The sequence below is a fragment of the Paractinoplanes aksuensis genome, from assembly GCF_024137025.1.
Lineage (GTDB): Bacteria > Actinomycetota > Actinomycetes > Mycobacteriales > Micromonosporaceae > Actinoplanes > Actinoplanes aksuensis.
Map to the genome: position 1 here is coordinate 57,784 of NZ_JAMYJR010000048.1, position 13,316 is coordinate 71,099.

The 13,316-nt window shown below is 70.2% G+C and carries 12 protein-coding genes and 1 pseudogene; 5 read left to right on the plus strand and 8 right to left on the minus strand.

Translation table 11 applies throughout. The annotated features are described in order from the left end of the window. Positions 1 to 1,230: an FAD-dependent monooxygenase gene (locus tag M1L60_RS39010; RefSeq protein ID WP_253242611.1), complete on the plus strand. Its 1,230-nt coding sequence runs from the start codon at positions 1 to 3 to the stop codon at positions 1,228 to 1,230. 2 nt (positions 1,231 to 1,232) lie between these two features. Beyond that, positions 1,233 to 2,237, plus strand: coding sequence for a GNAT family N-acetyltransferase (locus tag M1L60_RS39015; protein WP_253242612.1), 1,005 nt, complete (start codon positions 1,233 to 1,235; stop codon positions 2,235 to 2,237). On the opposite strand, the gene M1L60_RS39020 is transcribed toward M1L60_RS39015, so the two are convergent. Beyond that, positions 2,228 to 2,773, minus strand: coding sequence for a MarR family winged helix-turn-helix transcriptional regulator (locus M1L60_RS39020; protein ID WP_253242613.1), 546 nt, complete (start codon positions 2,771 to 2,773; stop codon positions 2,228 to 2,230). The two genes, M1L60_RS39015 and M1L60_RS39020, sit on opposite strands and share 10 nt — an antisense overlap. A gap of 73 nt (positions 2,774 to 2,846) precedes the next feature. On the opposite strand from M1L60_RS39020, the gene M1L60_RS39025 reads away from it, so the two are divergent. Next, positions 2,847 to 4,031 (plus strand): FAD-dependent monooxygenase, encoded by a 1,185-nt coding sequence (locus tag M1L60_RS39025; RefSeq protein ID WP_253242614.1) that lies wholly within the window; start codon positions 2,847 to 2,849, stop codon positions 4,029 to 4,031. Between the two features lie 56 nt (positions 4,032 to 4,087). Beyond that, a complete protein-coding gene (locus M1L60_RS39030; protein ID WP_253242615.1) occupies positions 4,088 to 5,188 on the plus strand; it encodes an amidase in 1,101 nt (366 codons plus the stop codon). Here M1L60_RS39030 and M1L60_RS39035 read toward each other — a convergent pair. From M1L60_RS39035 to M1L60_RS39055, 5 genes and pseudogenes are all read right to left on the minus strand, one after another. Beyond that, positions 5,172 to 5,501, minus strand: a pseudogene (locus tag M1L60_RS39035) (GNAT family N-acetyltransferase); the annotation flags it as partial. The gene M1L60_RS39030 and the pseudogene M1L60_RS39035 overlap by 17 nt on opposite strands. 66 nt (positions 5,502 to 5,567) lie before the next feature. Further along, positions 5,568 to 6,650, minus strand: coding sequence for an aspartate aminotransferase family protein (locus tag M1L60_RS39040; protein WP_253242617.1), 1,083 nt, complete (start codon positions 6,648 to 6,650; stop codon positions 5,568 to 5,570). Continuing rightward, positions 6,640 to 7,323, minus strand: a complete 684-nt coding sequence (locus tag M1L60_RS39045; RefSeq protein WP_253242618.1) for a sugar transferase — start codon at positions 7,321 to 7,323, stop codon at positions 6,640 to 6,642. Before M1L60_RS39045 ends, M1L60_RS39040 begins: the two co-directional genes overlap by 11 nt. A gap of 71 nt (positions 7,324 to 7,394) precedes the next feature. Then, complete coding sequence (locus tag M1L60_RS39050; RefSeq protein ID WP_253242619.1) at positions 7,395 to 8,651, minus strand: nucleotide sugar dehydrogenase; 1,257 nt, start codon at positions 8,649 to 8,651, stop codon at positions 7,395 to 7,397. Between the two features lie 9 nt (positions 8,652 to 8,660). Then, positions 8,661 to 10,550, minus strand: coding sequence for a nucleoside-diphosphate sugar epimerase/dehydratase (locus tag M1L60_RS39055; RefSeq protein ID WP_253242620.1), 1,890 nt, complete (start codon positions 10,548 to 10,550; stop codon positions 8,661 to 8,663). A gap of 329 nt (positions 10,551 to 10,879) precedes the next feature. Here M1L60_RS39055 and M1L60_RS39060 point away from each other — a divergent pair, with 329 nt between their 5' ends. Continuing rightward, a complete protein-coding gene (locus M1L60_RS39060) occupies positions 10,880 to 11,941 on the plus strand; it encodes a glycosyltransferase (protein ID WP_253242621.1) in 1,062 nt (353 codons plus the stop codon). 19 nt (positions 11,942 to 11,960) lie between these two features. Here M1L60_RS39060 and M1L60_RS39065 read toward each other — a convergent pair whose 3' ends face one another. Together M1L60_RS39065 and M1L60_RS39070 are read right to left on the minus strand one after the other, a co-directional pair. Next, positions 11,961 to 12,494 carry a VanZ family protein gene (locus M1L60_RS39065; RefSeq protein ID WP_253242622.1) on the minus strand — a complete coding sequence of 178 codons (534 nt, stop codon included), beginning with the start codon at positions 12,492 to 12,494 and terminating at the stop codon, positions 11,961 to 11,963. Positions 12,495 to 12,557: 63 nt separating this feature from the next. Beyond that, positions 12,558 to 13,115 carry a helix-turn-helix transcriptional regulator gene (locus tag M1L60_RS39070; RefSeq protein WP_253242623.1) on the minus strand — a complete coding sequence of 186 codons (558 nt, stop codon included), beginning with the start codon at positions 13,113 to 13,115 and terminating at the stop codon, positions 12,558 to 12,560. Positions 13,116 to 13,316 lie beyond the last annotated feature (201 nt).

The following is a 13,316-nucleotide window of genomic DNA, read 5'->3' on the forward strand; positions in this document are numbered from 1 at the left end:
ATGCGGATCACTTGTGTCGGCGGCGGGCCCGCCGGGCTGTACTTCGCGGTGCTGGCGAAGCTGGCCGGCCCCGCGCACGAGGTCACCGTGCTCGAACGCAATCCGCGCGGGGTCACGTACGGGTGGGGGGTGGTGTTCTGGGACGACCTGCTCGACGATCTCTTCTCGTACGATCCGGTGAGTGCGCGGCAGATCTCAGATGCGGCCTGTCAGTGGGACGAGTACGAGGTGCGGGCTACCGGCAAATCCGTGACCCACCTGGCGGGTTACGGTTTCAGCTTGGGACGGCACAAGCTGCTGTCGATCTTGGAGGCGCGGGCTGTCTCGCTGGGCGTGGACGTGCGGTGGTCTTGTGACATTTCGGACATTCCTTCGTCGGACTTGATCGTGGCGGCCGATGGCGCCGGGAGTACCTTGCGGGCTTTGGATTCCAAACATTTCGGCACCTCTGTGGTCATGGGTGGAAATAAATACATCTGGCTGGGCACGCCGCACGTCTTTCGTACCTTCACGTTCGGCTTCGAGCGCACCCCGGCCGGCTGGATCTGGTTCCACGCCTACCCGTTCGACGATGCGACCAGCACGTTCATCGTCGAGTGCACCCCGGCGACCTGGTCCGGCCTCGGGCTCGACCGGCTCGACGCCGCCGCCGGCTGCGCCCGCCTCGAGTCGATCTTCGCCGCCCACCTGGACGGGCAGCGGCTGGTCGACCACCGGGCCGAGTCCGGCGGCACCGGCTGGATGAACTTCCGCCGGGTCACCAACGAGCGCTGGGACAACGGCAACGTGGTGCTGATGGGCGACGCCGCCCACACCACCCACTTCGCCATCGGCTCGGGCACCAAACTGGCCATGCAGGACGCGATGGCCCTGGCCGACGCGCTCGCCGCCGGGGGCGCGCTGGCCCCCGCGCTCGAGAAGTACGAGCACCGCCGCCGGGCCGCGCTGGCCCCGCTGCAACGGGCGGCGCTGGCCAGCAGCGAATGGTTCGAGCGAATGCCCGACTACGCCGGGCTGCCGTCGACCCGGTTCTCGTACGCGCTTTCCGACCGCCGCGGTGAGTATCCACTGTGGCGTTACCTGCTGCACCGTGGTACCCAGCATGCGGTGCCGCGCGCCCTGCTCCGCTGGGCGCTGAGCGCACGCCGATGGACCAGGGCCCGCCGCCGCCCCGGCGTCGCCCCGACCGCGCCGGCCGCCCGGGCGGCGCCCCTACCCACGGGAGGTTGACTATGGCCGATGCCGCACTGCTGTCACCCCAGGACCCGGCATGGACGGAGGCACTCGACCGGGTCCGGCACGACATCTACCACGTTCCCGAGTACGTGCGGCTCGACGCCGGCCTGACCGGCGGCACACCGGTGGCTTTCCGATACTCCGAGGCGGGACGCGTCCTTCTGGTTCCCCTCCTGCTCAGGCCGGTGCCCGACACCGACCTGCAGGACGCGACCTCACCGTACGGATATCCCGGCCCCGTCGGCAGCAACGACGCTGCCTTCTGGTCGCGCGCCGCGGGCGCGATGACCGAGCTGCTCTGCACCCAGGGCGTGGTGACGGTCTTCACCCGACTGCACCCGCTGCTGCCGCTGTTCCCGGCGGCGCTGGAAACGGCGGGCACGGTGGTCAACCACGGTGACACGGTGTCGATCGACCTGACGCTCAGCCTGGACGAGCTCTGGTCGCAGACCCACCGCAGCCACCGCAACCAGATCAACAAGGCCAAGCGGGCCGGCGTCAAGATCGTCTTCGACGACTGGTCGCTGTTCGGGGCCTGGATCGAGACCTACCACGCCACCATGCAGCGGGTGAACGCGTCCGAGTTCTACTTCTTCAGTCCCTCCTTCTTCGACCAGTTGCGCACCGTCCTGCGCGACCACGCCCACCTGGCGGTGGCCATGCTCGACGGCCGGGTGCTCGGGGGAAACCTCTTCTTCGAGTACGGCGGCATGATGCACACCCACCTGCAGTCCACCGCCGAAGCACCCATCCACTACGCCGACAAACTGCTCTACCACGAGGTACGCACGTGGGGCCGCGCCCGCGGCAACACGGTCTACCACCTCGGCGGCGGCGTCGGGGGCTCGGCCGACTCGCTGTTCCGCTACAAGTCCCAGTTCGCCGCCGGCCGCCAGCCGTTCCACACCTGGCGGGTCATCACCGACCCGCGGGCGTACGAGAAGCTGGCCGGCACCCCCACCCCCGAATCCCTGACCGGCCGTTTCCCGCCCTACCGCTGATCCCTGGCGGTTCCCACCGCCCGCCGGCTCCGCCCCGAGCCGGCGGGCGCTCCGTGCTGCAGGCGCTTGTTGGCCGCCGTACTGGCCGCGGTGAGCCGCGACACGAAGGCGATGACGTGGCGCAGCTCCTCGGCACTGCTGGTGTGCATAACCTCCGCTATCTCAGCCCCAGCCGCGGCGATGAACTGCCGGGCCTGCTCCCGGGCCGCCGGCTCCGGGTGCAGGCTGACGCGGCGCCGATCGGCGTGGTCGCGCGTACGGCGGATGTGGCCGGCCGTCTCGAGCCGGTTGAGCAGCACAGTCGTGGCGCCGGAGGTCATGCCGATCTGCCGGGAGAGGTCGGCCGGCGACAGCGGATGACCGTCCTCGGCGGCCCAGACGATGTGGCCGAGCGCGTTGGCGTCGGACGTCGGCAGGCCCATCCACGTCGCCAGGTGCTGGTTCAGCTCGACGAAGCTGACCGCCCAGTCGCGGAGCCGCTGCATCGCGGCGGTCTGCTCGGGCGACCAGTCGTCAGTGAGCGGATCCACTGCCATCGTGCATCATCCTTCAGGGTGAAGTAACTTCACTGTAAAGCTATCTCGGCGATCCGGAGAAACGGAGCATCACATGGACTCAGCGCGTGCCGTGATATCGGGGGCCAGCATCGCCGGGCTGTCGGCCGCCTACTGGCTCCGGCGGACGGGTTGGGAGGTGACCGTCGTGGAACGCGCACCGTCCTTCCGCGACGGCGGCCAGAACGTCGACGTCCGCGGCGTCGCCCGCGAGGTGCTCGCCCGAATGGGGTTGTTCGACGCGGTCAAGGCCCAGAACACCACCGAGACCGGCACGGTCCTGGTCGACGGGTCGGGCAACGTACGGGTCGAGCTGCCCTCGGACGGGCCGGACGCCGCCACGGCCGAGTTGGAGGTGTTGCGCGGCGACCTGGCTCGCACGATCCTCGACGATCTGCCGGCCGGGGTCGAGTTCGTCTACGGCGACCAGATCGACGACGTGGCGGACGGACCCGACGCCGTTGTAGTCACCCTGACCTCCGGGCGCAGGCTCGACGCCGACCTGCTGGTCATCGCCGAAGGCGTGCGGTCGACGACACGCGACCTCGTCTTCGGTGACCGGGTGAACCGCCGCGACCTGGGCATCACCATGGTGTTCGGCACCATCGCCCGGACGCCGGCGGACGACGACCGGTGGCGCTGGCACAACGCCGTCGGCGGCCGGCAGATCCACCTGCGACCCGACAACCGGGGCACGATCCGCGCGATCCTCTCCTACGCCCGGGGCGAGGATCTGACCCAGCTCGACCGCGCCGCCGCACTGGCCGTGGTGCGGGAGCGCTACCGCGACGCCGGCTGGGAGGCGCCGCGCATCCTGGACGGGTTCGACACCTCCGACGACGTCTACCTCGACCGGTTGACCCAGATCCGGATGGACTCCTGGCACCGCGGCCGGGTCGTGCTGGCCGGCGATGCCGCGTGGTGCGTCACCCCTATGGGTGGTGGCGGCGCGTCGCTGGCCCTCACCAGCGGCTACGTCCTCGCCGCCCAGCTGGCCGGCGACGGGGGCCTCGACGCCTACGAGAAATGGATGCGGCCGCTCGTGGACGACGTGCAGAAACTGCCGCCCGGGATCGAACGCTTCGCCTACCCGCAGACCCGTTTCGGCCTGGCCGTGCGGGGCGTGGCCGACAAAGTGCTCATGTCCCGGCTGCTGGTGCCCCTCACGGCCAAGCTGACCCAGGTCGCCCAGACCGACCAGCCCCTTCCGGAGATGCGGGTACCCAAGCCGATGGAATGACGTCCTCTCAGCCTCGCCGTTCCGCCGCGCGGCGAATGACCACGTATGGTCGCCGGATGTCCGTTTGGATCACCCGCTTGTCCTCTTCCGCACCTGGGGGACTGCTGGTCGCGGTGAAAGACGCCATCGACGTGGCCGGGGTCGTCACTACAGCCGGAAGTGCTCCCGTTCGCGCTCGTTCCGAAACGGCGACGGCCGACGCCGCGTGCCTGTCCGGGGTGCGGGCGGCCGGGGCAGTCATCGTCGGCAAGACCACGCTGACTGAGATGTGCGTCAGCCCGGTGGGTGACAACGCGGTCTTCGGCACGCCGGTCAATCCGCTTGCTCCCTCGCTGATCCCTGGTGGTTCGTCGAGCGGGTCGGCGGTCGCTGTGGCCACCGGCGAGGTGGATCTGGGGCTGGGCACCGACACCGGCGGTTCGGTGCGGATCCCGGCCGCCTGCTGCGGAGTCGTGGGCCTGAAGACGACCTGGGGCCGGGTGCCGCTCGGCGGGGTCTGGCCCCTGGCGCCGAGCCTGGACGTCGTCGGCCCGATCGCTCGGGACGTGTCCGGGGTGGTCGAGGGGATGCGGTTGCTCGCCCCGGACTGGGCCGAGCTGCCGGCCCCGGCCCGGGTGGTCGGACGGCTGCGGATCGAGGGCGTCGAGGACGCCGTGGAGAAGGCGATCGACCAGGCGTTGAAAGGGCTGGAAGTTCGTGAGGTATGGCTGCCGGGGTGGGACGACACCTACGAGGCGCTCGACGCGATCATTTTGGGCGAGCTGTGGCAGGCCCACCACGCACTGCTGGACGCGGACGGCGTAGGCGAGTTCGTCAACGGCGCGCTGCACGCCGGACGGGACGTCACGCCCCGCCGGTTGCGCGACGCGCTGGCCTACCGCGCAGCCTGGCAGGCCGAAGTGAGCGCCCTGCTGCGCGAGGTGGACGTGCTGGCGCTGCCGACCCTGGTGGCCGATCCCCCGCCATTGAGCGACTTCACGCGATTCCCGCTCACCCTGCTGACCGCACCGTTCAACCTGGCCGGGGTGCCCGCCCTGGCGATGCCGGTGCCGTCGGACGGGCCGGTGCCGGTCAGCCTGCAACTCGTCGGGCCCCTGAACGGCGAGGAACTGCTCTGCGCCACCGGCCTCGCGCTGGAGCTCAGCCTTCGGCGGTGAGGCACTCGTAGTCGTCGCGGAGGATGCCCATCAGGATCTCGTCGTGGAAGGCGCCGCGGTGGAAGGTGGCGGCGCGACGGCGGCCTTCCTGGATGAAGCCGGCCTTCTCGTACGCCCGCTGGGCCCGGGGGTTGAACGACCAGACCTGCAGCTCGCCCTTGTTCACGGCCATCTCGTCGAACGCGTAGCGGACGGCTGCCTTGACCGCGTCGGTGCCGTAGCCGCGGCTCGTGTGCGGGGCGCCGAGGATGATGGCCAGGGTGGCGATGCGGGTGCGCGGCTTGACGCCGAACAGCGCCACGTGACCGATGAGTTCTCGGTCGTGGGTCTGCCGTCCAGGTCGGACATCGAGAGCTCCCTCCGTAGCCGCTCCCGATCTTCACACATGGGCTCCAGCGGCGGTCGACACGGCCTCGGCGATCCGGTGCACCTCGGCCGGGCCGCAGCGGTGGTCGACCGGCAGGGTCAGGATGCGGTCGGCGAGGTCGGCGGCCTCGCCGTCCCCGCTCCAGAAGCCGTCGCGGTCCTGCCGCCAATGCACGGGGGCGAAGATCCCGCGCGCCGCCAGGTGAGCCAGCAGCGCATCCCGTGACTGCTCGGAAGAGCAAACGACCTGCACCCGGAATGGCGCCGTTTCCGCGCCGCCGGTTGCCGGCGGATTCCGGAGGAGAGTCTCCACGGCCCGGACGTTGCGGGTGCACGCCGCGCGGATCCCGTCGATGTCGAGCAGCGGCAGCACGGCTGTGGTGAAGGCGCTGGGTGCGGCGTCACTACCGAGGAGAGCCTGTTCGCCCCGTTGCTGAAGAGCGCGGAACCGGTCTTTCGGGATCGGGTGACCGTCGAGCCAGGCGGCCTTGAGCAGCATCGCGGTCAGCTTCAGGTGGCTGCCCTCGTTCACGGGACCGGACGGGGCCGGCACCTCGAAGCCGCGCGGCGACCACAGCACAGCGCCGTCGGGGACAGGCAGGGTCTTCCGGAGCGAGGCCACGGCGTACGAGGCTGTGCTGTTCCGAGCCCACGGGCCGAAGGGATCGTGCGAGTGGTCCTCGAGCACGGTCACGTCCGGGTGCGCGTCGATCCAGTCACGCCAGGCGGCGCCGTCCTCGCGGCCGAACAGGTTCTGCGCCAGCACGACGTCGCCGGGTTCGGCTCGCAGCGTTGGCCAGCGTGGGCCGCGGTCGTCGGGCAGGTGGCGATACCAGGACAGCGGCATGTCCTGGCCGAGCGCCTCGGCCACACCCATGCAGAAGAACGACGGAACGTGCAGCCGACCGGGACGCCCCAGCCGCCGCAACAGCACGCTCATGGCCCCGCAGCCGGTCGCGAACAACTGGTGCCCACTCGCGAACTCGAACGAGCGGCCGCCCTGCTCGCCATTGAGCAGAACGGCCGGGTCCCAATGAAACTCCGACCCGATCTGGTTCGTTTCGTTCTGGGTGGGAGGGGCTGGGTCAGGCTGCACGCTGACTGTCCTGGGCTCGTTCGGGGGTGCGTGGGGTGGGGACGGTCAGGGGGTCGGGGCGGGCGCGGTCGATGTTGAGGGTGTCGACGTGGACTGGGGGTTCGCCGCGGCGTAAGTCGGTGAATGTGCGGGCGATGATGCGCAGGTCGAGCAGCGGTGACCAGTTGTCGACGTACCAGCGGTCGAGGATGAAGCGTTGCGGCCAGTCGATGTCGTCGCGGCCGTTGACCTGGGCCCAGCCGGTGATGCCGGGCTTCACCTCGAGGCGGCGGGCGTCCAGGGGTGAGTAGTTCGCCACCTGGGGCAGCACGTCGGGGCGGGGGCCGACCAGCAGCATCTGGCCGGTCAGCACGTTGAGCAGCTGGGGCAGCTCGTCGAGCGAGGTGCGGCGGAGGAAGCGGCCGCAGCGGGTGATGCGCGGGTCGTTCTCCACAAGGCCGAACGGGTCGTCGATGCCCAGCGAAGCGCTCAATGCGACAGAATCGTGCACCATCGAGCGGAACTTGAGCATCCGGAACGGTCGGCCCCGCAACCCGGCCCGGTCCTGCGCGAACAACACGCCGGGCCCGTCGGCGAAGCGGATCCAGAGCGCGACGCCCAGGATCACCGGTGACAGCAGGATCAGCGCGACGGCGGCGACCAGCTGATTCAGAAAGCCCCAGACAAGCTTCACAGCGACTCCACGGAGATTCCGGTCAAGCGACGACAGGTATCCAGGACGCGCGGGACGAGCCGCGACCGGCTTCACAGCGACTCCACGGTGGGCCCGGTCAAGCGGTGGCGCGTGTCGAGCACGTATTCGGCGGCGCCGACGACCAGGTCGAGATCGAAGAGGTCGTGGTCGGCCAGCAGCACCACCGCGTCGGCCGCGGCGAGTTCCTCCGCGGTGAGCGAGACGCGCACGACCCGGCGGTCGACTTGCGCGTCCTCGACGACGTGGGGGTCAGCCGCGCGGACGTCGGCGCCCATGTCGAGCAGCAGGGACGCGACCCGGCGGGCCGGGGACTCGCGGGCGTCGCCGCTGTTCTTCTTGTACGCGAGGCCGAGCAGCAGGATCGTCGAGCCGTTGACCGGTTTGCGCCGCTCGTTGAGGGCCGCCACCAGACGGCGTACGACGTAGTCGGGCATGTGGTTGTTGATGTCGTTGGCCAGCTCGACGAAGCGGAAGCTCTGCCCGAGCGTGCGCTGCACCCGCCATGACAGGTAGGACGGGTCGATGGGCAGGCAGTGGCCGCCGACCCCGGGTCCGGGCACGAAGCGCAGGTAGCCGAACGGCTTGGACGACGCGGCGTCGATCGCTTCCCACACGTCGATGCCGAGGTCGTGCGCGAACACCGCCAGTTCGTTGACGAGCGCGATGTTCACGTGGCGGAACGTGTTCTCGAGCAGCTTGGCCAGTTCGGCCACGGCGGGATCGGAGACCGGCACGGTCTTGTCGACCACCGACGAGTAGAAGGCGTCGATGCGCTCGAGCGACGCCGGGTTGATGCCCGACACCACCTTGGGCGTGGTGGCCAGCGACCATTCGCGGTTGCCGGGGTCGATGCGTTCGGGGCTGTAACCGAGGTGGAAGTCGGCCCCCGCGATCAGGCCCGAACCCTCTTCGAGCAGCGGCGCCACCAGATCCTTGGTGGTGCCCGGATAGGTGGTCGACTCGAGCGCCACCGTCGCGCCGGGGCGCAGGTAACGGGCGAGCGTGCGGGCCGACTCCTCGATGTACTTCAGGTCGGGCGTGCCCTCGCGCAGCGGCGTCGGCACGGCGATGACCGCGATGTCGAAACCGGCGCACGACCGTGGGTCGGCCGAGGGCTGGAAGGTGCCCGCTTCGAGCACCTCGCGCAGTTCGGGCGACGTGATGTCGTCCACGTAGGACTCGCCCGCGGTGAGCCGCTTGATCCGTTCGTCGTCGACGTCGAAGCCGACAACACTGTGCCCGACCTGCGCCGCGCGAACGGCCAGCGGCAATCCGACGTAACCCTGACCGACGATGACAACCCGCATTGCGGCTCCTCAGCTGGCTTTCAAGAACTGACGGGCGACGGACAGCGCCGGGCTCTCGGCGAGCCAGCGCATGACAGCGATCAGCTCTTGCCGTTGCGCCGTCGGGATGAGCAGGGAGAGCGCGGCCCCGTCGAGCGGTGGCACGGGCACCTGCGAGATGAGCGGATGGTTCGGGCGGCGGTCGGGTTCGTGCGCGCCGAACAGGCTCTCGTGCATCTTCTCGCCGGGTCGCAGACCGGTGAAGACGATCGGGACGGGCCGTTCGGCGGCGGCGGCCAGGCGGCGGGCCACGTCGGCGATGCGCACCGGCTCGCCCATGTCGAGCACCAGCACCTCGCCGTGACTGTCGAGCGCGCCGGCCTGCACGACCAGGCGTACGGCCTCCTGGACGGTCATGAAGTAGCGGGACACCTCGGGGTCGGTCACGGTGATCGGGCCGCCCGACTCGACCTGCGCGGCGAACGCGGTCAGCACCGAGCCGCGGCTGCCCAGCACGTTGCCGAAGCGGACGGAACAGAATGTGCCCTCGCCGGCCTCGTCGGCCGCGGCGGTGAGCCGTTCGGTGATGCGCTTGGAGTAGCCGAGCACGCTGCCGGGGTCGGCCGCCTTGTCGGTCGAGATGTTGACCAGCCGCTCGACGCCGTGCCGGAGCGCGGTCTGCAGGATCTGGTAGGTGCCGATGATGTTGGTTTTCAGGGCCTCGGACGGGTGCATCTCGAGCAGCGGCAGGTGTTTGAGGGCGGCCGCGTGAAACACGACCTGCGGGCGGTGCTCGGCGAAGACCTCGTCGAGGCGCTGCTGGTCGCGGATGTCGGCCACGACCAGGTTGCGGTCGTCGAGCAGGCCCCGGCCGTCCATCGAGAGCTGGACGGCGTGCAGACCGGACTCGTCGCGGTCCAGCATGACCAGGGCGGCCGGGTCGAAGCGGCTCAGCTGGCGGCACAGCTCCGAGCCGATCGACCCGCCCGCCCCGGTGACCAGGACCCGGCGACCGGTCAGGTAGCCGGCGATCGCGGCCAGGTCGATGCCGATCTCGCGCCGGCCCAGCAGGTCGGCGTGGCTGACCGGGCGGATGTCGCCCACGCTGACCGTGCGGCCGAACAGCTCGACCACCGGCGGCACGACCTTGACCTCGACGTCGGCCAGCTCGGCCAGGTCGGTCAGCTCGCGCACCAGGTCGGCGCCGGCGCTGGGAATGGCGATGAGCACGACGTCGGCCTCGAAGCGGCGCACCACGTCGACCAGCGCCCGCCGGGTGCCGGCCACCGGCACGCCCATGATCTGCAGGGTGCGTTTGCCGGGGTCGTCGTCGAGCAGGGCAACCGGGACGTACGGGCTGGCCGGGTCGCGCAGCATCGCGCGGACGACCTGGGTCGCGCCTTCCCCGGCGCCCATCACGACCACGCGCCCGCCCTGGGCCGGCGACGGCCGCAGCCGTTGGTCGCGGGTCAGCCGTACGGAATAACGCACGCCCGCCGCGAGCACGAGCGCGATGAGCCCGGCCGCGATGATGGCCGACCGCGGCACCAGCCGGCCCAGCAGCGTGTCGAGAACGAACAGCACCGGTGTGGTGATCGCCGCGGTCTTGGCCAGCGCCGCGATCTCCTCGAAGCAGCCGTACGCCCATCGCCCGGTGTAGAGCCCGAGGCGGAGCCCGACCAGCGTGTGGACGACGGCGCCGACCGCCGAGAGGACCAGCACGCCACTCAGCGAGACCTCGGCCACGTCACCGTCGTGACGCAGCACCGCGGCGATCAGCAGGGCGAGGGCGAGCGCGAGCGCGTCGACACCGGCCCGGGCCGAACGGCCGAACAGGATCGAGTGGGTCAGCCGTACGCCCGGCCATCGAGCCCCCGCGTCGTCGGCGCTCCCGGGCGGCGCCGCACTCCTCAGCTGCATGCTTTCCTCCTTGCGCGGCGACACCCGGCAGTTCCTCAGGGTTGGGAATGGGCATCAGGAAAGTGGCGAGATATGTTTGATTCGCCTGCGGCATTGAGCGTGCCAGGAGCGTTGGAGTGAATACAGTGCCTATTGTCATGCGCCTTGTGAGAAGTTCTCATGTTTGCCATGACATGCACTTTGAGCTGCGCGATCATTCACGCACGAACGTGAATACCCCTCTTGTTACGCATGACATTTGCAACTGTCCGACGGTCGATAAGATCTGCGAACGTCCATTCCAGAGCGCGCAATCGTAATGCCGACAATGACACCACGGGAGTGGAAGAATGGCGCGGGTGCTGCATGTGATCAGCGCCCGGGCCGGCGACGGCGCCGAACACCAGCTGCGACTGCTGATCCGCCATCTTCCGCAGCCGAGCGAGGTGGTCACGTTGTCCCCGCCCGGGCCGGTGCTCGCCGCGATGCGGGCCGACGGCACGGTCGTGCACCAACTCGTCAGCACCCACGACGTCGACCTGGCCGCGATCCGCCGCCTGCGGCGGCTGGCCCACCGCGGGCGCTTCGACGTCGTGCACACCCACCTGTTCCGGGCGAGCATGCAGGGACGCATCGCGGCCTGGCTGGCCGGTGTCACGCGGATCGTGGCCACGGAGTACCACCTCGACGACGTCCGGCGGGCGGGCGCCATCCACCGAGCCGGCGAACGCCTCGGGCAGGTCACGATCGCGGTATCGGCGGTGATCGCCGACCGGTTGCGCCGACGGGGCGTGCCCGACGAGCGGCTGGCCGTGGTGCCCAAGAGCCTCGACCCCGCGGAGTTCCGCTTCGACCCCGGCCTGCGGGCCGCGGCCCGGGCCCGGCTGCGCATCGCGCCGGACACACCGGTGATCGGCGGGCTCGGGCGGCTCGAACCCCGTCAACGGTTCGACGTGCTGATCCGGGCGGTCGGTGAGGTGCCGGGCGCGGTGCTGCTGCTGGTCGGGGACGGCTCGGCCCGGCACGCGCTGGAACGGCTCGCGGCCATCGAGGGCATCGCCGACCGGGTGCACTTCGCGGGGACGGTGCAGCATGCGCGCGAGATGTTGTGCGCGATGGACGTCTTCGCGTCACCGGGGCGCGAGACGTTCGGGTTGGCCGTGCTCGAGGCTATCGCGGCGGGGCTGCCCGCTCTGTATGCCGCGTGCGCGCCGCTGGAGGGGGTCGTCGTCGACGGCGCGCGCCGGCTGACCGCGCACGATCCGGAGTCGCTGCCGCGGGGGCTGCGGGCGGAAGTGCTCTGCCTGGCCGAGCGGTCGGGCGGGCGGCTCGCGGCGAGGTCGGCCGGTTCCCGGTACGACGCCGAGCGGATGGCGGCCGAGGTCGGGGCGCTCTACGAGCGTACGGAATGAGGCCGGCCGTTTTGGCGGGCTAGGAGCGTACGGCGGGTTCGGGCTGATGGCGCAGGATGCGCTGCAGGACCACCCAGCCCAGCCAGGCACCCAGCGTGTTCGCGATCAGGTCGTTCGAATCGGCCCAGCGGGTGCCGTGCAGGAACAGCAGCATCAGCAATTGGGTCGTCTCGATGGCGAGGCTGATCACGAAACCGATCCACACCACCCGGCGGCGGTCGCGCACACCGAAGACGGCTCGCAGCGCGGCAGCCAGCGGCACCAGCATGAGGACGTTGAGCACAAAGTCGCCCGGTCGCATGGTGACGATCGGCACCGGCAGGAACCGGTAGAGTTCGGGCCCGCCGGCCTCGGGGCCCCAGGCCAGCCGCAGCGGCAGCATCGTCGCGCCCAGGACGGCCACCGCGTACCAACCGGACAGCCACCACGCGACGATCCGGTTCCAGGTCAGCTCGCCGCGGCGCCGGAGCACGAGCACCGCGACAACCATCAGAACGACCCCGAGCGGGATCATGACGGGCAACGCGGGAACCTCGATCTGACCGGTGGGCACCGGACCAACACTACGTCCGGCCACCCACCCCCGGCCCGCGCGCCGGCCATACTTCGCCTACGGCTATCGGAGCCAACCGTCCTTGCGGGCGATCCGGATCGCGTCGAGCCGGTTGCGCGCGCCGGTCTTCGCGATGATCGCCGAGAGATAGTTGCGGACCGTGCCGCCGGAGAGGAAGAGCCGCTTGGCGATCTCTTTCACCGGCTCGCCCTCGGCCGCGAGCCCGAGCACCTCGAGTTCGCGCGTGGTCAGGCCCTTGTCGGTGAGCAGGGAAGCGGTCTGCAACCGCGCGGAGACCACCCGTTCGCCGCCCGCCAGCCGCCGGACCGAGTCGGCCAGCAGCGCGGCCGAGGCGTCCTGGGGCAGGAAGTTGAGCGGGCCGGACCGGTGGCGGGGCGGCAGCATGCCCCTTTTGCTGGGATCGCAGAGCAGCAGCAGCGCGCACGACGGATTCGACGAGCGCACGGCATTGGCTACCGGCAGCACCTGGCTCACCATGTACTGCGTGTCGATCACGATCACGCCGGGCCACATCTCGGCCGCGACCCGCGGCAGGTCGAGGCCGAACGGGAGCGTGCCGATGAAATGCATATCGGGGTTCGATTCGAGCAGGGCACGCACGGGGACACCGAAGTATCCCTCGTCTCTGGCCACCGCAACCCGGATCACCACATCACCTCGCCGATGGACGCCAGCACCCGTGCCCGGATCGGTGATCCGGCAGGCACCCAGGAAAGCTCTTACCTGTGTACTCCTGCGTGTCTATTCGGAGCATCCACGATCCCGGATGGGTCGCAGACGCGAAAATCTTCGGAAACTTCG

Bases quoted from the DNA above. Each gene is read 5' to 3' on its own strand.
- M1L60_RS39010 (WP_253242611.1), top strand. From the start codon at position 1: ATGCGGATCACTTGTGTCGGCGGCGGGCCCGCCGGGCTGTACTTCGCG.
- M1L60_RS39015 (WP_253242612.1), top strand. From the start codon at position 1,233: ATGGCCGATGCCGCACTGCTGTCACCCCAGGACCCGGCATGGACGGAG.
- M1L60_RS39020 (WP_253242613.1), bottom strand. From the start codon at position 2,773: ATGGCAGTGGATCCGCTCACTGACGACTGGTCGCCCGAGCAGACCGCC.
- M1L60_RS39025 (WP_253242614.1), top strand. From the start codon at position 2,847: ATGGACTCAGCGCGTGCCGTGATATCGGGGGCCAGCATCGCCGGGCTG.
- M1L60_RS39030 (WP_253242615.1), top strand. From the start codon at position 4,088: ATGTCCGTTTGGATCACCCGCTTGTCCTCTTCCGCACCTGGGGGACTG.
- M1L60_RS39050 (WP_253242619.1), bottom strand. From the start codon at position 8,651: ATGCGGGTTGTCATCGTCGGTCAGGGTTACGTCGGATTGCCGCTGGCC.
- M1L60_RS39055 (WP_253242620.1), bottom strand. From the start codon at position 10,550: ATGCAGCTGAGGAGTGCGGCGCCGCCCGGGAGCGCCGACGACGCGGGG.
- M1L60_RS39060 (WP_253242621.1), top strand. From the start codon at position 10,880: ATGGCGCGGGTGCTGCATGTGATCAGCGCCCGGGCCGGCGACGGCGCC.